Here is a 17,177-nt window from a genome sequence, read left to right on the forward strand (position 1 = left end):
ATTGTGAAGAGCTTAAAGCAGGCAGCACAGCTTGAAAGAACAGCTTTGAACAGCTTTGAACAGAAGTGAACAGCGCTGAACAGCTTTGAACAGATAAAGCATGTTAATGTATAAAGTGGAAAGTCGTACGTGTAATGCGTGCGACTTTTTGCATATAGGGGGTAGCGCCTAGATATAAGCGCACAATACATAGGAGGCAGGCGTGGCAACAGACCCGAGGCGCAAGAACGGGGCTAGGCGCAACGCTATACGCAAGCGCATCGCTTCACTTGGTTTGCCTTGTGCTTTATGTGGTGCGCCTATTGATTACACCCTGGGGGCGGGAGAGCCTCTAAGCTTTGAGGTCGATGAGATCGTTCCCGTTTCTCTTGGTGGAAACCCGCTTGATATATCTAATTGTCAGCCCGCTCATAGACACTGCAATTTAAAGCGATCGAACATGACGATGCAGCAATGGAGATCACGAGAAGCAGCAACAAAGGCGCGCCAAGCACCGAATAAAACAACGACACAATGGTAACGGAAAAGCGCAGGAAAAAACACGTGTGCATGATGCCGAGGCTCGCGTGACCACGGGGGTCTTTTTATAAGGCTCACCCAGGCAAGCTCGGCGGTACACGGCTTATCTCTCCCCGAGTATTTTTTATCTAAGAAAGTATTGTTTATGCTGCTAGATGATATCAAACCTTATGGCAAAAACGCAAGGCACAATAAGCGTGCAATTCCCGCGGTGGTCACGTCATTGTCGCGGAAAATGTCAAAGGTAAAGTTCGGTATTTTGACCCGCAGATTGGAAAAGAGTATAACCCGAAAACTCTTCTAAGAGGAACAGTGCGCAGCACTGTTGATATAATGAGAACAGACAATCTGCGTATGAGTAGCAGAATCACAAAATCGGTATGGACTGAAGGGACGCAAAAATGACACTTGAAGACGCAATAAAGCTTGCCAACGAGAAACGCGACGATTTTAAGCAGTTTACTCATTGGGAAGAGTGCGAACATGCCTTTGTTTTTTCGATTCCCGGGAATTGCGCGGATGGTGGCTTTACGGCACCGTTTATAATCTGGAAAGATGGTTCGATTGACTATTCCTATGCAGGGGCAATGTTTGATGACACGCTTGGCGATGATGTCGCAGAAGGAAAGCTTAACTAAGGCGAACACAACCGTAGATATTTTCATAATGAGAATGGGCCAAAGGCATTCGCTGCACATTTGACCGACAAAGAAAGACAAATGATTGACAGAGTTCTTGAACAATGGCAGAATTATACATCGTAATGGGTTGTCGTATAGGAGGAGTACGCCTTGTTGGAGGAGACTCCGGTGCAAATCCGGGCGCCCATTACTCCAACCGCCCACATGGGCGGTTTTTTTATTACAGGGAGCATCATGGATAAAAAAAGATATTGAAACGCTGCAAAGCTTGCTTGAAACGCAAAGTATACAGGCGTTAGAGCAGGCGCTGACAATAGCAACGCTTAGGCTTAAAATTAAAGCCACGAAAGATGAGGTTAATAATTTAAAACAAAGGCTTGCAAGACGAGCCTAGAGCATCGGAGTAAATATGGATTTTCCCATATGCGACAGATGCTATATGCGTGAAGCAACTATATCAAGAATAGCGCAGTATAACGAAACACCTACATGCTCAAATTGCGGAAAGACATTTGAAGGCGCAAAGGTGACAATTAAGCATAGATGTAACTTCAGCGCGTATTTTCCTGACGGGCCATACAGTCACTAACGCTAAGACACACAGCTTTAAATCTAAAACGGGCTTTTACAGGCTCGTTTTTTATTACACAAGATTATCGACACTACCAGGAGGCGTATATGGCAAAGCTTAAAAAACCCGCCTCAATCGCAAAAGATGAATTCAAGTCGCAAAAGTTCGATGAGCTCACCCAAGGCAGAAACTTCACGGCCTCAGACATACCAACGCTTGCGATGCTGTGCCATTGGCACCAGATCGCCCAGCAATGCATCGACGACATGCAAACCCAAGACGGCATACAAGTCGCGTACATGAACAAGCTTGACGATCTGAAAGCATTGCCACAAATCGCTGTCCTCAAGCAAGCATCCGCAGAAATTAGAGCCTTAAACAAGCAGCTAGGCATCAACGACCAAGCGCAAAACCAAGACAAGAAGAAGACCAAAAAAGCAAGCCTTTTAACGCTTGTCGTCAAGGATAGAGCCAAAAAATCAGGAGGAGCGTAAAAACCTATGAAGGCAAGCCAGAAGCCAACCTTTGAGCGAGTGGGTAACTATTCGTACACGGACGGCGATATGGCAGCAAAGCTTGCAGCGGAGTTTTTTGGCGAGCCGCTTCCGTGGCAAAAACACGTCTTGAACATCTTTTTAGCCAGAAAAGATAACGACAAATATGCGTTTCCGACCGTGGCCTTATCGGTTCCTCGTCAAAATGGCAAAAGTTGGGATATCAGAGCACGCGTGTTTTACGGCATCATCGCAGAAGGCGAGAAGGTCTTATATACATGTCAGCATGGAGACACTGCAGACGAGATGTTTAAAGCCTTGTCAGAGCCTTTTGAAGACGAGGAAAACGAGGAGCTGCACGAGCTTTTACGAGCTGTTCGCAAGACAAACGGACAACAAGCTATATATCTTAACAATGGCGGCGTAGTGCGCTTCACAACGCGTACCAACAGCCTCGCTCGTGGTAAGACATACTCACTTTTGGTCTACGACGAAGCGCAAGACTTGACGCGTGCACAACAAGAAGCGTCACGCCCTGCAATCCGCGCAGCGCATAATCACAACCCGCAAGTAATATATGCGGGAACTCCTCCCAACGGCGAAGGCACAGGAGACGTATTCAACACACTTCGTCAAAGCGTACTCAAAAAGAAAAGCAAAACAGCGTGGATCGAGTGGAGCATCGACAAGCTCACCGACCCGCAAGATAAAAAAGCGTGGTACAAGACAAACCCCTCACTGGGTGTACTTGTCGATGAAGAAACGTTTGCATCAGAAGCACAAGACATGAGCCTTGAAGGCTTTAATCGCGAGTGCTTAGGTTTTTGGTCACCAGAATATAGCGCAGAGCCTGCAATTCCGCCGCAAGTGTGGAAGGGTTCATCAATTGACGCAATCGGCGACAATTACAGCAAAAAAAACGGCATTCGGCATCAAGTTTTCAGCCGATGGCTCACGTTATGCCTTATGCGGAGCAAAGCTCGACAAGAACAGAAATGTGGCCGTCGAGCTTGTCGAAGAAGGCACAACAGAGCGCGGCACTCGCACGCTTGCAGAAGCGCTTTACGACAGACGCAGCCAAGCGGCAGGCGTTGTTATTGACGGGCAATCAGGAGCAGCTGCGCTATGTGACAACTTGTTTAGCTTGAAGGCACCGAAAGGCTACATTGTGCGACCTCGGGCAACAGATGTAATTGATGCAGCTTCAGCGTTTTTAGACGGCCTTAAAGACGGCACAATAAAACATACCGTAGATGAAAAACAACCCGCCTTAGCAAACGCAGCCAAGATAGCAACAAAGCGCCCCATTGGCGCTCGCGGCGGCTGGGGCTTTGGTGGAGATGCAATAGAAATAGAAGCAGCAACGCTAGCTGTTTTCGCAGTTAAAAATATTCGACGAAATCCGAAGAGACGGCAGATGGCACTATGATTTTGACTGATGAATTTTACAGGGCAATTCCTGAAACCTATCGCCAAAAAACAAAAGATATGTTCGCAAAATGGCAATTCGTACAGACACGAAATCAAGATCTTACTAACCTTTATCGCATGGACAGAGCGGTGAAGCTTTTAGATGTGGTCGATATGCCAGAGCAGGTGCGCCAAGTATCGTGTGTTATGGGCTGGGCAAAAAAGGCAGTAGACGTAATGGCAAAGCGCTCGAAGTTCGACGGCTTTGTATTTGCAGGCAAAAACGATACCGTACTTGATCGCATGGTAAAAGATAACGCTTTGCTTAATCTATACGACAAAGCATGTACGGCAAGCTTAACGCATGGCGTAAGCTGCTTTACCGTCATGGCGGGCACTAAAAACCAGCCTAAAGCCGTTGTGCGGGCGTTTTCAGCGCAGCAGTCGTGTGTACTATGGGACAAAGACAAAGCGCGCGCTAAATGCGGTGTGGTGCTTGCTTCAACCGACCGAAAAGGCGCACCAGACAAATACATCATTCATTTTTCAGATGCGGTTCTTACGATGCAAAGAGCGGGGCGGTCATGGTCGTGTGCTTATGAACACAACCCGTTTAACACACCCTTGATTATTCCTATGGCATATGATGCAGATCTTGACAGACCTTTAGGGCATTCTCGTATTACGCCCTCGATTATCTCGATTATTGATAAAGCCATGCGAGATGTGCTTAACATGGACGTGGCAAGCGCGTTTTATACCTATCCTCAACGTTACATGTTAGGACTTGACCAAAACGTCATACAGTCGCCTACCAACAAAGACGAAAACGGCAACTACCCCGAAGGTTCAAAATCACGAATGGACTTATATCTCGGACGAATCCTGGCACTATCCAAAGACGAAGATGGAGACATACCGCAAGTAGGGCAGTTCGAGCCGATGGACATCTCGAACCTGACGCGCATGTTTGAAAACGACGCACAGCGCTTCTCAGGAGAATCTAACGTTCCTTTAGGGCAGTTAGGCGTGCTTAGCAATACATACACATCATCAGATGCGCTAGGAGCTGCTAACAATCCTTTAATTTTAAACGTTGAGCACATGAACCGAACGAACGCGCGGGTTTTAGAAGATATTGCACGTTTTATGATGGCGATTAATGAGGGGTGTTTGCTCGAGGATCTGCCTGACAACAAAAAAGACGTACAAGCTTTATTCAAAGATCCGTCAAGCCCAACAATATCTGCAACCGCAGACGCATGGACAAAGATCGCCGCAGCCGACAAAGCAATCGTAGGCACACAAGTGTTTTACGAAAACATGGGCCTTGCAAAAGCAACTATTGATCGCCTTGAGGCACAAAAACAAGAAAAAGAAGTGGCGCAGCAGCTCGCAGAGCTCGGGCAGCTTTTAGGAAATGAGACCAAACAGTGATTGATAATGATCTGTATAAACAACATCTAGACAGCTTAGCTGGGATGGATAAGTTTATCAGAGCAGAAGTTGCGTTTAGAATCGACCTCGCAAATTCAGCGCTCAAACGCGGCATATCTCTTACACGCACAACACAAATGCTGTATCAAGACCTTGCTCTTGGGCGCGTCAGAAACAAAAAGATAGCCTCGAGTATAGCGCTCAAGTTTTACAAAAAGCAACGCGAGGCATATGGCGCCACAGATGGGTTTGAGCCTACATATTTAGGCGACGTTCCTGACCAATGGCTATTCGAAGACTTCAAAAAGACGTTAGTGGCACATAAAGATGGCACAAACGTTGACTTTGATGGCATGAAAAACGCGCTTGGGGGCCGCATGGCTCACTATGCGCTAAAAGCTGTTGATGCGACCATAATCGGAAATGCACAGCGAGATCCGCTTCACCCAAAGTGGGCATTTGTTCCGCATATCGGGGCGTGTGCATGGTGCATCATGATCGGTTCTCGTGATTTTGATTTTAAAAGCGAAAAAACCGCATCCGCAGAACGTCACCCTGGATGCACTTGTCCGGTCGTGGCAGACTTTGACACCAAAAACCCGCATCTGGAAGGCTACGACCCCGAAGGCATGTGTGCACGCTTCAAGGGCATTGCTGAGCTTTTGGGTATTGATGGGCATTCAGACGAAGACTGGCACCGCATGGTTAAAGAGGCTGAGTTTTTCGATCGAGAATGGCTACGAACAGGAAAACCTTTTACGCCAACATACGAAAGCAAAGAGGCGGAAGCATTCAAGGCAAAAGACCCTGATCATCCGCTTGAGTTTAGGACGGCAACAGCTATGGCAAAAAGAGGGCTTGCAGCAGTGTTTCGCATCGACGAGGTGCAAGACCCAAAAAATAAAGGGATTACATATGGATACGCTGATTTAGTTTCTGGTGTTGAGATCAAGAATTTAAGCACCGCGGGATCTGAGCAAACGGTGGATAAGCACGCTCAGCGGACCAAGAAAAAGCGAGGGTTTAAGCGGGTGTGTTTTGATTTTAGCGAAAATGAAGGCTTCACAGACGAACGCGCCAGGGCAGCGGTGGCGCAAGCCGTAAGAAATCGAAATCTTAACGGCGCATACATGGTGAACCACAAAGGGGAGATCGAGTTTATTCCGCATAGCAAATAAAAAGGCAAACCCACACCTCACAACTGAAGATTAGGCTTGCCTCTTTAGGGGAAGTATACCACATTCTCACCAATCCATACACCATTGTTGACTTAAGGCGCAGACGTGCGCCTTTTTTCATATTTACCGTGTGCAGCGGGTAACTGCATACAACTGTATTCACAGGACACACCGCATAAAGCGGGGAAAGGTTGGACACATGGCAAATGAAGCTACCAACACCAACGCGGACACTCAAGAGCCGCAAGAAAAAGAGGCTCGCACTTTTACACAAGACGAAGTAAACGAGCTTGTTGGTAAAACGCGCAAACAGGTACGCGAAAAATACGCCGATTACGAAGAACTCAAAGCGAAAGCGCAAAAGTTTGACGAGACGGCGCAGGCCAGCAAAACAGAGCTTGAACGAGCACTTGAACGTGCACAAAAGGCAGAAAGCGCACTTGAAGCCGCTAAAACGCAACAAGAGCATCAAAGGCTTGTTCTTCAGGTCGCAAAGCAGGCGGGCGTACCCGCGGATCTTTTACATGGCAAAACCGAAGAAGAGCTAACCGAAAACGCACAAAGCCTTAAAAGCTGGTACGAATCGAAAACGCCAAACTACCCAACCGACAAAGGAGCAGGCACCACTGCTTCTATGACAAAAGACGACATCATGGATATCAAAAACACAAAAGAGCGCTTGCTTGCAATCGCACGCAATCGCTCGATGTTCGAGTAAAGGAGAGCTTTTATTATGGCTACACTGGACAATACTATTACTTCTGCTGATCTTGCTTTTGCGCAGGATATCGAGCTTATCGCAAAGTTTACGGGAGAGTTTTCTCGTCTGGCTTCTATTTTGGGCACCGCAGACGTGCAGCCTTTGGCTGCTGGCACCGCCCTTTATCAGTACAAGGTATCGGGCACACTTGGTGCAGGGCAGACTGCTGAGGGTGACGAAGTACCCTTGAGCAAGTACACGCAGACCAAGACCGCCGTTGGTGATCTTCAACTTAAGGCTTACCGCAAGCTTACGACCGCACAGGCGGTGCTTAAGCACGGCTACGAGGCGGCAGTTGCCAAGACCGACCGCAAGATGGTGGGAGACGTCCGCAAGGGCATTCTCAACGACTTCTTTGCACTTCTGGCTAAGGGCACGGGTAGCGCTTCTGCTAAGAGCTTTAAAGCAGCGCTCATTCAAGCAAACGCAAGGCTCAACGATTCCATGGACACCACAGGAGACGCGTTAGAAAACCCCGTTTTCTTTGCAAACTACCTTGATTACGCCGACTGGGCCGCAGATGCAGAAGTACACAACGACGGCGCAGGTTCTGTATTCGGCTTGCGTTACATTACCAACCTTGCAGGAGTTGTTGGCACCGTCATCTTCAGTTCGCAGGTTCCCGCAAAGACCATTTACGCAACCGATTCGTCGAACCTGCATGTATACACCGTTGATTTCAACGAGCTTGCGGCTTCTGGTCTTCAGTACACCACCGATGAACAGGGTCTTATTGGTGCTTCTCACGCGCCTGCCTACAACCGTGTGTCTTGCGAGACCAACATCGTCACGGGCACGATAATGATCCCCGAGGTAACCAATTACATCGTTAAGGCGACCATTTCCGCCAAGTAAAGCATCTATCCGAAACACAGGCGGCCTTGCAGTGTGCAGGGCCGCTTTTTGGTTATAAGGCTATTTCATGAACATTTACGCAACAGTCGAAGATTATCGAGCCTTTACCGATGACGAGCAGACGCCCGCCAAAAAAATTGAGCTTTACTTGCGCCAACAATCCGCAAAGCTAACCGCGGCAGCAAACATTAAAAGCGAGCTTTCAGAAGAAGCGCAAAGCCTTGCATGCGAGAACCCCAGCGCTCGATATCTTTGCGTTTGCTGTGGTGTATGTACGGGTTTTTGAGTTCAGCGCAAATGTGGCGCATTAAACCGCGATAGCTTGTAAGCGTATTGAGGGTAATGTCAGCAAGCTTTTCGCGGTGGCGAAAATACTCTTCAGCGTAAGTATCAAGCTTATATTTATCTTGCAGGAAGTCTTCTTCTGAAGACGCAGCGGCATTGAATAAGGCGGCAGCTTCACTCATCGCGTCTCGCTTGTTGGTCGCCTTGAGCGCTCGTGTTTTGCGTCTATAGGCTCCGTCAACAGAGCAGTTAAGGACTGCATAAAAGCCTTTGTTCTCGCCTCGTCTATCCCAAACGCGATAACCCGTAAAAGCGACCTCTTCCTCAGCCATGTTTAGCCTCCCTTACGCAAAAAAACAACAGTCCACTTATTTTGAACTCCCGTTCCCAAGAGCAAAAACACAGGGAATACACCTATAGTTACACCCAGTACTGCAACCCATGCCGCCTCCCGTGCATCTGTAGAATAACATAGAATAAAGAAGAATAAAGTGTTATGCTGTTTAGCTGGAATTGCTTGCAAGTAGAATAAAGTTGAAATAAAGTAGACGAACACCAGTTCGACTCTCACACGGAAGGGTCATCAGTTCGAATCTGGTATCGCCCACCATTTGAGCAGGTAAGCGACTTGTGAGTTACCAAAAAAAACTGCTACCTACGACAGGTTGCAATTTTGGTAGCGCGTAAGTCGCTTTTTCATACTTTTTTGAAGAATGGACGCTGGTGTTTGCCGAAGACGCTAGCGTCCGCCGAAGCCGCTACAGTTCGCCGAAGCGGCCACACCTCGTCGGGTTTCTCGGAGTTGCCTTGTGATAGTACTTGCCGATAAGATCACCAAATCGTTTGGGGGACGCGTTCTGTATACCAACGCAACCTTGCAGCTTAATGCGGGAGAGCGCTGGGCATTGGTTGGTCCCAACGGTGCGGGTAAAACGACGCTCCTCAAGATCATTATGGGGCAAGAATCTGCCGACGAAGGCAGCGTCAGTTTTGCACGTGGGGCTTCTCTGGGGTATTTGGAACAAGAAAATGCTTTGTTTGGTTCTAAAAGTGCCTTGCAAGAAGTGATGGACGCGGCGCACGAAATCCAGAATCTATCGAAACGCATTACCATCCTTGAGCAGCGCATTTCCACCGAAACAAACGAGAATGAGCTCGCGAGGTTGCTCGAAGAATATGGTCGTGCGCAAGATCGTTTTGAGCATGCGGGCGGCTATGAGCTCGAGAGTCGTGCGCGGCAAATTCTCTGCGGCCTGGGTTTTCCTGTGGAAGATCTCCAAAAGCCTGCAAATGAGTTTTCGGGCGGCTGGCAAATGCGCATTGTCTTGTCAAAGCTGCTGCTGCGCCACCCCGACGTGCTGCTGCTCGACGAGCCCACAAACCACCTTGATCTGGAAAGCGTTCGTTGGCTGGAGTCATTCATTGCGTCGTACGATGGCGCCGTTCTTCTCGTCAGCCACGATCGCGCTTTTATGAATGCCTGCGTCAGTCACGTGGCCGCGCTCGAAAATCGCAGTCTTGTGACCTATACGGGAAATTATGCGTCCTACCTTAAGCAACGTGCCGATAATCTCGAGCAGCTGCGGGCCAAACGCGCAGCGCAAGAAAACGATATGAAGCATCTTGAGACGTTCATTGAACGTTTTCGCTACAAGGCGACGAAGGCCAAGCAGGTGCAGGATCGTGTCAAGAAGCTCGAGAAGATCAAAGAAGAGCTTGTGGTGTTGCCGACGCAGGTCAAGCATGTGCATTTTACGTTTCCCGAGCCACCGCGCACGGGCGATATGGTCGTGAGCTTGCACAACGTGAGCAAGACCTATCAGGATGCCGATACGCCTGTGTACGCTGACGTCAATCTGACGCTGTATCGCGGCGATCATGTGGCGCTGGTGGGCCCTAACGGCGCAGGTAAATCCACCTTAATGAAGCTCATAACGCAAACGATCAAACCAACGACAGGCCAGGTCGAGCATGGACAAAATGTGAGTTTTTCCTACTATGCTCAGCATCAACTCGAAACCCTAACTGCGTCGAATACAGTCCTGCAAGAAATGGATGCGACTGCGCCGCACTGGACGGCTTCCGAGGAACGTCGCTTGCTCGGCGCTTTTCTCTTCCATGGTGACGATGTCGATAAGCGCATCTCGGTGCTCTCGGGAGGGGAGCGCGCGCGTCTGGCGCTTGCAAAAATGCTGGTTGCGCCCGATCCGCTGCTTTGTCTGGACGAGCCGACCAACCACTTGGACATTGATTCGGTACAGGTGCTCGAGTCGGCGCTCAAAAGCTTTGCGGGCACCATTGTGCTGATCAGCCACGACGAGCATTTGGTGCGCGCGCTGGCAAACAAGGTCGTTGATGTGCGAGATGGTCAGGTGACGTTGCACGACGGCGACTACGATTACTATTTGTTTAAGCGTGCGCAATTCGAAGCTGCAGCGAGTGGCGCTGGTGAGGCTACCCCGACGCGTGCTAGCGAAAAGGGGCAACCTGCCGAGAAGCCCGTCGTGCCTGCGAGTCGCACTGCCGCTGGTTGCGGCGCTGCAGCAAACGCCACTGGCACCAACGTCGATCTTCTCGCCACTCCCGCGGGGCGCAATGTTAAAACCAAGGAGCAGCGCCGCCTTGAAGCGCAGCGGCGCCAAGAAATGCATAAGAAGTTGCAGGGCACCAAAAAGCGTCTGCGCGAGATTGAAGCGGTGCTGGAGCCAGCGCAAAAGCACTATCAGGAGTTGATGAATGCGATGGCATCAGAAGAGTTGTATGCCAATTCCAAAAAGTTTGAAGAGGCCATGACTGAGTATGCTGCGCTTTCGAAAAAAATTCCGCTGCTCGAAGACGAGTGGCTCAACCTGCAAACAGAACTCGAGGAGGCGCAGCATGATCAGTAACAGGTCGCGCGCGTCCCGCTCGCCACGCTCTAAAAACCTTTTCGAATCAGTGTTTGTCTTTTGTGCACGTTTCATGCGTTTGCTGGCGTATTTTTTGGTGATATTGGTTATAGGCTTGTATGGTTCATCAGGTTTCCTCTATCCTTTTTTCGTGAAAGCAGAAATCCTGGTGTCGCACGTGCTACCACTTGTTTTGCGTGGCTTTGCAAGCATACCAACCATGTTTAATGGAGCCTTTCGTGGGGACATTGCCCTGTTAGCGCTCGCTTGTTTTTTGTTGGATTGGTTGTTTGTACGCCTTGCACATCTCGTGCGCTCATAAACGAGCCCGACTGCACAGAGTGCGATCGTACGTCGCGGAGTCTGCACTCGTGTCACTGCACACCCCTGCGCTCGTGCCATCCGCACCGTCTGCTCGTAACGTCTTGATCACATGGAGTTATCTATGTCATTTGAAGCATTGACCACCCTGTTACAAAAACCCTTTGATTTGCTTATCCACATCGTGGCATTTCTCGTCGCATTGGTGCTCCATGAATTAAGCCACGCCGTGATAGCCCGCGCCTGCGGAGACCCCACCGCACAGCAAGCAGGACGCATCACCTTAAATCCACTCGTGCATCTTGATCCTTTTGGATCGGTCATCTTGCCGCTCTTATCGATGATGCTTGGTGGTGGCATGATAGCTTACGCCAAGCCCGTGCCCTACAATCCTGCCAACCTGAAGCAGCGCACGCGTGACGAGGTGCTGGTCGCCCTTGCGGGACCGCTCAGCAATTTGTTGCAAGCGCTTGTGGGGGCGCTACTGCTCGGCCTCGTTCTGGGAAGTGTGAGCATCGACTTTGTGCAATCGGCTCCGTGGATGGCGTACGTTTTTAAATTCTTGACCCTCTACATTATGATCAACATTTCTCTCATGTTTTTTAATCTGCTGCCCATCCCACCTCTGGACGGCTCGGCCATTATCTTTCCGCTGCTCAGCAAAAGCGCCCAGCAGCGCTATTATCAAATCCAGGCGCAAGCGCTCCCAATCCTGCTTGTGCTTCTGTATATCCTGCCTCAGCTCACACACGTCGATATTCTCGGCATGTATATTGGACAGGCTGGCGGTGCGCTGTTTGATATGCTCTATAATTTTGCTAGCTTCATACAGGCGCTTTTCGTGCGGCCATTGCTGTAGCGGTAGCGTCGAAAAGATTTGCTGGCGAGAAGTTCGCCAGCCTGCCAGCCGCTGCCGAGAAGTTCGAGGAGAACAGTTCGTGTCATATCGCGTTTCAACACAGGTATATACAGGTCCGTTTGACCTTTTGCTGCAGCTCGTAAGCAAGCAGAAGGTCGATATTAGCGCGCTTTCGATAAGCGAGCTGACGGATCAGTATCTGGCCGAGATTCAGCGTATGGAAACGATGGATTTGGACGTGGCAAGCGACTTTGTGCTGGTGGCATCAACGCTGCTCGACATTAAGGCGCAGGCGTTAGTGCCCGATGACGATCGCTATAAACGACAGTCGTCGTTTGACGATGATGAAGACGACGAGCTTCTGTTTGCCTCGCCGCAGCAGGCTCGTGAGGTGCTCATTGCCAGGCTCATTGCGTACAAGCAGTTTCGCAATGCGGCGGCCGCCTTGGGTGCGCGCATGGAGGCCGAAGCACGTATGCACCCTCGTTGCGCTGGTCCTGACGCAAACTTTTTGAATGTCATGCCCAATTATCTGGAGGGCATTACGCTGCGCGGCCTTGCGGTCATTTGCGCTGATCTGGATAGTCGCAAAGAAAGTTTTTTGCTCGAGGCAGATCACATTGCGCCCAAGCGTCTGCCACTGGCACTCACGATCACCTCGGTCGATCGATTGCTGCGTGCAAAACGCACGATGAAATTCTCGGAATTGCTTGACGAGGCAAGCTCAAAAGAGCAGGTCGTCGTCACGTTCTTAGCCATTCTCGAACTCTTTAAACATGGTTCGATTCACCTGTCGCAGCCAGAATTATTTGGCGAGATTTCACTTGAACAGGTCGAAGGTGCGCCCGAGTATCACGAAGATGCTACGGAGTTTGATGAGGAACTCGATGATAAGTTCGACGAGCAGGCCACTGACGAGAAACTGGGCGAGAATACCGACGAGTCAGGCACCGCAACCGCCAACGATGCCCATTCGCAGAAGCATTCGCAGGAAGAGGATTAGTTTATGACAACATCTACGTCCGCATCCGCAACACCCCAGGACTCGTTTGCTGCAGATGACTTAAAACCGCTGCTCGAGGCGCTGTTGTTAGTCGCAACGGATCCCGTTTCGGCATCGGCGCTGGCAAACATTGTTAAGGCCACGCCTGGGGAAGTGGCAAGCGCCTTGGCAGAGCTTTCGTTTGAATATAAGGACCAAAATCGTGGCTTTCAGCTGCGCGAAGTTGCGGGCGGCTGGCGCTTGTATACACATCCTGCGTATCACGATTACGTTGAAGCATTTGTCTTATCGTGGGATACCAAAAAACTCTCCCAGGCTGCACTCGAAACCATTGCGGTGGTGGCATATCATCAGCCGGTCACGCGCGAGCAAATTCGTGCGGTACGCGGTGTGAATTCCGACGGCGTCTTATCGTCTTTAGTCGATAAGGGCTTGGTGCGCGAGCTCGGCCGTAGTTCGCAGGCAGGGCAGGCCATTCTGTATGGCACGACGGCAGCATTTTTGGAACAATTCGGCCTTACTTCACTCAAACAACTTCCTGACCTCGAACAATTCGCACCAGACGAAGCTTCCAAGCGGTTTATCCGCGAGCGCCTAAGCGGACAAAGCATGGCAAGCACGCTGGAAGATTTGGACGAGGACTTAACGGAAGAGCGCGACCTTATCGATATGGACGCCGACGACCCCGATTCGGCCGATGTCACAGATGCTTCCGCTGACAATGCAAACGAAGAGGACAGCAGCCATGTCTGATGACCTCATGCGCCTCCAACGCTTTTTAGCGCGAGCGGGCGTGGCCAGTCGTCGACATGCCGAGAAACTCATCGAGGCTGGTCGCGTGAGCGTAAACGGCCAGGTCGTGACCCAACTCGGCACGAAAGTCGCACCAAGTCAGGACAGTGTCGCCCTTGATGGAAAGCCCTGCACCTTGCCCGATGACCCCGTTTTTTTGATGCTCAACAAGCCCGCGGGCGTACTTACAACGATGTACGATCCACAGCGACGACCCTGCGTTGCTGCGCTCGTCCCCACAAAAACCTATCCGGGACTTTTTCCCGTGGGACGTCTGGACAAAGATACCACGGGTCTTTTGTTGTTTAGCACCGATGGGAATATCGCGAACGATTTGCTGCATCCTTCTCGACATATGTCGAAGACCTACCTTGTACAGGTACAAGGACCGCTTGCATCGGCTGAGCTTGATCCATTGCGAGCTGGCATTCGTCTTGAAGATGGCATGTGTGCGCCAGCACGCTGCCAGTTACTTGACAAGAAGACCGTGCGCATCACGATTCATGAAGGACGAAAACGCCAGGTTAAGCGCATGTTTTTAGCCATCGGTCACCCCGTTGTACGCCTGCATCGCGAAAAATTTGGACCGTTCACACTGGGCGATTTGCCAGAAGGCCAGTGGCGTTTGTTGGATTCGTCCGAAATTGAGGCGCTTTCTACCCACCTTTCCACTCATACGAAATTGGGTATAAGCAAGTAAGTGAGTTATACTTCGGAGGTTTACGTGATAGTTGCAATTGATGGACCTGCTGGTTCTGGTAAATCAACCGTTGCAAAACGCATAGCGCAGCGCTTGGGATTGTCGTATCTCGACACAGGTGCCATGTATCGTGCAGTGACCTTTGCCTGTTTGCAAAACGGTATCGATTTATCAGATACCGACGCGGTAGCGAACTGCGCACAAACGATTAACATTCGTTTTGAGGCCTCACGCAACGACAATTCCGCTGATGATTCTGCCAAGCCCGTCACCGCCAACGCAACACAGCGTGTTTTTATCGACACCACCGAGGTGACCGCTGATATTCGCACGGTGCTCATCGACCAAAATGTTTCACAGGTCGCAGCTATTCCCGAGGTACGGCAAGCGATGGTACGTCTGCAACAACAGGCTGGCGAGAAGGGCAACGTGGTAGCCGAAGGTCGCGATATTGGCACTACTGTTTTTCCCAACGCTGACGTCAAGATTTTTTTGACTGCTGATGCCTGCGCTCGCGCGCATCGCCGCGCGGTGCAGCGCAGTGGTGGTGATGAGGCAAAGGCTACCCACACCCCCACAAACCCCAATGAAGAACAGCAAATTTTGCAGGATATTAAGCGCCGCGACGAGATTGACTCAACACGTGCAGTATCGCCTTTAGTGGCAGCCACTGATGCCCATCACATTGATTCGTCGAACTTATCGGTTGATGAAGTATGCGCCAAAATCGAGGCCTACGTGCACCAAACTGCTGCAACAAAAAAAGCCACTGCCTTCATCGATCCTCTCGACAAATATTACGAACGACCCGTTGCTGAATTCAGTTTGTTTTTGCGTGCGCTCCTCAAGTTTGTAGTGGCTGTGTGCCAGATCTACACCAAAATTAAATACCGCTGGAAGATCGAGAATTTTGACACGCTGCTCGCCGCAACGGTACCCGCATCCGAGACCGTCACCAACAACACGTCGACCACCGCCCGTTCGACCGCGCCCGCGAGCAAAAAAGGCGTCATTATCATTATGAACCACGTTTCATTTTTGGATCCTTTTTTGCCCACCTGTTCGCTGATTTTATCTGGTCGCAGCGTGCGTCCCATCTACAAAAGCGAGTTTAACCACATTGGCATTTTGCGCTGGGCGCTGCCGCGTTTTGGCTGCTTTCCCGTTTCGCGCAATACGGCCGACATTAAGGCGTTACGTCGTGCTCAGCGCGCGCTGCAACGTGGGGAATCAATTTTGATTTATCCAGAAGGCACTCGCGTGCGCACGGATGATCAGCCTGTCGAAATTCATGGTGGCTTTGCGCTGCTCGCAAAGATGGCCAAGGCGGACATTATTCCTATGGCTATTGTGGGTGCGCGCGATATCACCCCGCCTGGCAAGTGTTACCCTCGTCCAAAAAAGGTATTTTGCCGCGTGGGAACCCCGATTGTGTATGACGAAGGCAACGCTAAAAACCGAAGGGAGTATCTTGCCCAGCTTGAGCAGCAGGCTACGCAGCAGATGTATGCCTTGCGCGATGTCTTAAAGCAAGAGCATCCTGGCAGAAATTAGTGCTATGAAGAAGCCAACGATAGAAATAGCGACTGAAGCAGGTGCCTGTTTTGGTGTCGAGCGCGCCCTCAAAATGGTGAACAAGGCCGCCGCTCAGCACGCAGGGTCTGTGCAGACCTTGGGTCCGCTTATTCATAATCCGCAGGTCGTTTCGCAGCTTGCCGAGAAGGGCGTCGATGTCGCCGAAGATATCAACAAAACGACGGCCGATGTCGTAGTTATCCGCTCGCATGGTGTGGCGCCCGAGGTTGTGCGCCGTGCCAAAGAGCTCTCTAAAACCGTGCTGGATGCAACCTGCCCCTACGTAAAAAAGGTGCATCGCTTAGCACGCCTGCTTGAGGAGCAGGGCTATCAGGTGCTCATGGTGGGGGAGTTGGGCCATGCGGAAGTAGAGGGTACTCTTGGTAACGCACCAAGCACAACCGTAATCTCGAAGGTTGAAGATCTCGAAGGTGTAAAGCTGAAGCGCAAGGTTGGTGTCATTGTGCAAACCACGCAATCACGCCAAAACTTCCAGTCGGTCATTTTGAAGCTTCTTACTAAAACCGAGGAGCTGCGCATTTTTAATACCATCTGTGATGCCACGACTCAGCGCCAACATACCTGCGCCCTTCTCGCCCAGCGTAGCGATGTCATGATCGTGATCGGCGGAAAAAATTCGGCCAACACGACTCGGCTCACGGAGATCGCGACCCAGTCGTGCCCCAACACGCATCATATCGAAATCCCGCAGGAGCTTCAGCCCGTCTGGTTTGAGCAGGCAGAACATGTTGGCATTACCGCTGGCGCATCAACACCAGCCGATCAAATCATGGCGGTTCATCAAGCTATCGAAAAGATCTGCGAAGCCTTGTAATGCCGCCGCATCGCGCGTTGTTGCGGGTATACTAGAAACCATCCTATGAAAACG

At 50.5% G+C, this 17,177-nt stretch carries 17 protein-coding genes; 16 read left to right on the forward strand and 1 reads right to left on the reverse strand.

Annotated elements, in window-relative coordinates; genetic code table 11:
• Nucleotides 1-202: 202 nt before the first annotated feature.
• The 9 genes from HMPREF3192_RS06645 (at nucleotide 203) to HMPREF3192_RS04325 (ending at nucleotide 7,865) form a co-directional block, all read left to right on the forward strand.
• A complete protein-coding gene (locus HMPREF3192_RS06645) occupies nucleotides 203-520 on the forward strand; it encodes an HNH endonuclease signature motif containing protein (RefSeq protein WP_082715638.1) in 318 nt (105 codons plus the stop codon).
• Nucleotides 521-920: 400 nt separating this feature from the next.
• A complete protein-coding gene (locus HMPREF3192_RS04290; RefSeq protein ID WP_066305722.1) occupies nucleotides 921-1,157 on the forward strand; it encodes a hypothetical protein in 237 nt (78 codons plus the stop codon).
• Nucleotides 1,158-1,838: 681 nt separating this feature from the next.
• The gene (locus HMPREF3192_RS04295) at nucleotides 1,839-2,225 is read left to right on the forward strand and encodes a P27 family phage terminase small subunit (protein ID WP_066305723.1); all 387 of its coding nucleotides are present in this window, start codon (nucleotides 1,839-1,841) and stop codon (nucleotides 2,223-2,225) included.
• Nucleotides 2,226-2,231: 6 nt separating this feature from the next.
• Nucleotides 2,232-3,326, forward strand: coding sequence for a hypothetical protein (locus HMPREF3192_RS04300; RefSeq protein ID WP_066305725.1), 1,095 nt, complete (start codon nucleotides 2,232-2,234; stop codon nucleotides 3,324-3,326).
• A 34-nt stretch (nucleotides 3,327-3,360) separates the two neighbouring features.
• Complete coding sequence (locus tag HMPREF3192_RS04305) at nucleotides 3,361-3,654, forward strand: hypothetical protein (protein ID WP_066305733.1); 294 nt, start codon at nucleotides 3,361-3,363, stop codon at nucleotides 3,652-3,654.
• Between the two features lie 59 nt (nucleotides 3,655-3,713).
• Entirely contained in the window at nucleotides 3,714-5,072 is a 1,359-nt protein-coding gene (locus tag HMPREF3192_RS04310; RefSeq protein ID WP_269447688.1) for a phage portal protein, read from the forward strand.
• A gap of 137 nt (nucleotides 5,073-5,209) precedes the next feature.
• Nucleotides 5,210-6,250 carry a VG15 protein gene (locus HMPREF3192_RS04315; RefSeq protein WP_456236296.1) on the forward strand — a complete coding sequence of 347 codons (1,041 nt, stop codon included), beginning with the start codon at nucleotides 5,210-5,212 and terminating at the stop codon, nucleotides 6,248-6,250.
• A gap of 199 nt (nucleotides 6,251-6,449) precedes the next feature.
• Nucleotides 6,450-6,968, forward strand: a complete 519-nt coding sequence (locus HMPREF3192_RS04320) for a hypothetical protein (protein ID WP_066305740.1) — start codon at nucleotides 6,450-6,452, stop codon at nucleotides 6,966-6,968.
• A 15-nt stretch (nucleotides 6,969-6,983) separates the two neighbouring features.
• Nucleotides 6,984-7,865 (forward strand): hypothetical protein, encoded by an 882-nt coding sequence (locus HMPREF3192_RS04325; protein ID WP_066305742.1) that lies wholly within the window; start codon nucleotides 6,984-6,986, stop codon nucleotides 7,863-7,865.
• A gap of 188 nt (nucleotides 7,866-8,053) precedes the next feature.
• Here HMPREF3192_RS04325 and HMPREF3192_RS04330 read toward each other — a convergent pair whose 3' ends face one another.
• Nucleotides 8,054-8,482 carry a hypothetical protein gene (locus tag HMPREF3192_RS04330; RefSeq protein ID WP_066305747.1) on the reverse strand — a complete coding sequence of 143 codons (429 nt, stop codon included), beginning with the start codon at nucleotides 8,480-8,482 and terminating at the stop codon, nucleotides 8,054-8,056.
• Between the two features lie 477 nt (nucleotides 8,483-8,959).
• Here HMPREF3192_RS04330 and HMPREF3192_RS04335 point away from each other — a divergent pair, with 477 nt between their 5' ends.
• From HMPREF3192_RS04335 to ispH, 7 genes are all read left to right on the forward strand, one after another.
• Nucleotides 8,960-11,038 (forward strand): ABC-F family ATP-binding cassette domain-containing protein, encoded by a 2,079-nt coding sequence (locus HMPREF3192_RS04335; protein WP_066305749.1) that lies wholly within the window; start codon nucleotides 8,960-8,962, stop codon nucleotides 11,036-11,038.
• Nucleotides 11,039-11,483: 445 nt separating this feature from the next.
• Nucleotides 11,484-12,218 carry a site-2 protease family protein gene (locus HMPREF3192_RS04345; RefSeq protein ID WP_082715639.1) on the forward strand — a complete coding sequence of 245 codons (735 nt, stop codon included), beginning with the start codon at nucleotides 11,484-11,486 and terminating at the stop codon, nucleotides 12,216-12,218.
• Between the two features lie 79 nt (nucleotides 12,219-12,297).
• A complete protein-coding gene (locus tag HMPREF3192_RS04350) occupies nucleotides 12,298-13,221 on the forward strand; it encodes a segregation and condensation protein A (RefSeq protein WP_082715640.1) in 924 nt (307 codons plus the stop codon).
• A 3-nt stretch (nucleotides 13,222-13,224) separates the two neighbouring features.
• Nucleotides 13,225-13,974 carry an SMC-Scp complex subunit ScpB gene (scpB, locus tag HMPREF3192_RS04355; protein ID WP_066305753.1) on the forward strand — a complete coding sequence of 250 codons (750 nt, stop codon included), beginning with the start codon at nucleotides 13,225-13,227 and terminating at the stop codon, nucleotides 13,972-13,974.
• Complete coding sequence (locus tag HMPREF3192_RS04360; RefSeq protein ID WP_082715641.1) at nucleotides 13,967-14,713, forward strand: pseudouridine synthase; 747 nt, start codon at nucleotides 13,967-13,969, stop codon at nucleotides 14,711-14,713. Before scpB ends, HMPREF3192_RS04360 begins: the two co-directional genes overlap by 8 nt.
• A gap of 24 nt (nucleotides 14,714-14,737) precedes the next feature.
• Nucleotides 14,738-16,267, forward strand: coding sequence for a (d)CMP kinase (gene cmk, locus HMPREF3192_RS04365; RefSeq protein ID WP_066306038.1), 1,530 nt, complete (start codon nucleotides 14,738-14,740; stop codon nucleotides 16,265-16,267).
• 4 nt (nucleotides 16,268-16,271) lie between these two features.
• The gene (ispH, locus tag HMPREF3192_RS04370) at nucleotides 16,272-17,123 is read left to right on the forward strand and encodes a 4-hydroxy-3-methylbut-2-enyl diphosphate reductase (RefSeq protein WP_066305757.1); all 852 of its coding nucleotides are present in this window, start codon (nucleotides 16,272-16,274) and stop codon (nucleotides 17,121-17,123) included.
• Nucleotides 17,124-17,177: the final 54 nt, after the last annotated feature.

The organism is Atopobium deltae, from assembly GCF_001552785.1.
In the GTDB taxonomy this organism is placed as follows: Bacteria; Actinomycetota; Coriobacteriia; order Coriobacteriales; family Atopobiaceae; genus Atopobium; species Atopobium deltae.

Coding starts and splice junctions, on each gene's coding strand:
- HMPREF3192_RS04290 (WP_066305722.1), top strand. CDS start 921: ATGACACTTGAAGACGCAATAAAGCTTGCCAACGAGAAACGCGACGAT.
- HMPREF3192_RS04295 (WP_066305723.1), top strand. CDS start 1,839: ATGGCAAAGCTTAAAAAACCCGCCTCAATCGCAAAAGATGAATTCAAG.
- HMPREF3192_RS04300 (WP_066305725.1), top strand. CDS start 2,232: ATGAAGGCAAGCCAGAAGCCAACCTTTGAGCGAGTGGGTAACTATTCG.
- HMPREF3192_RS04310 (WP_269447688.1), top strand. CDS start 3,714: ATGTTCGCAAAATGGCAATTCGTACAGACACGAAATCAAGATCTTACT.
- HMPREF3192_RS04315 (WP_456236296.1), top strand. CDS start 5,210: ATGCTGTATCAAGACCTTGCTCTTGGGCGCGTCAGAAACAAAAAGATA.
- HMPREF3192_RS04320 (WP_066305740.1), top strand. CDS start 6,450: ATGGCAAATGAAGCTACCAACACCAACGCGGACACTCAAGAGCCGCAA.
- HMPREF3192_RS04325 (WP_066305742.1), top strand. CDS start 6,984: ATGGCTACACTGGACAATACTATTACTTCTGCTGATCTTGCTTTTGCG.
- HMPREF3192_RS04330 (WP_066305747.1), bottom strand. CDS start 8,482: ATGGCTGAGGAAGAGGTCGCTTTTACGGGTTATCGCGTTTGGGATAGA.
- HMPREF3192_RS04345 (WP_082715639.1), top strand. CDS start 11,484: ATGTCATTTGAAGCATTGACCACCCTGTTACAAAAACCCTTTGATTTG.
- scpB (WP_066305753.1), top strand. CDS start 13,225: ATGACAACATCTACGTCCGCATCCGCAACACCCCAGGACTCGTTTGCT.
- HMPREF3192_RS04360 (WP_082715641.1), top strand. CDS start 13,967: ATGTCTGATGACCTCATGCGCCTCCAACGCTTTTTAGCGCGAGCGGGC.
- ispH (WP_066305757.1), top strand. CDS start 16,272: ATGAAGAAGCCAACGATAGAAATAGCGACTGAAGCAGGTGCCTGTTTT.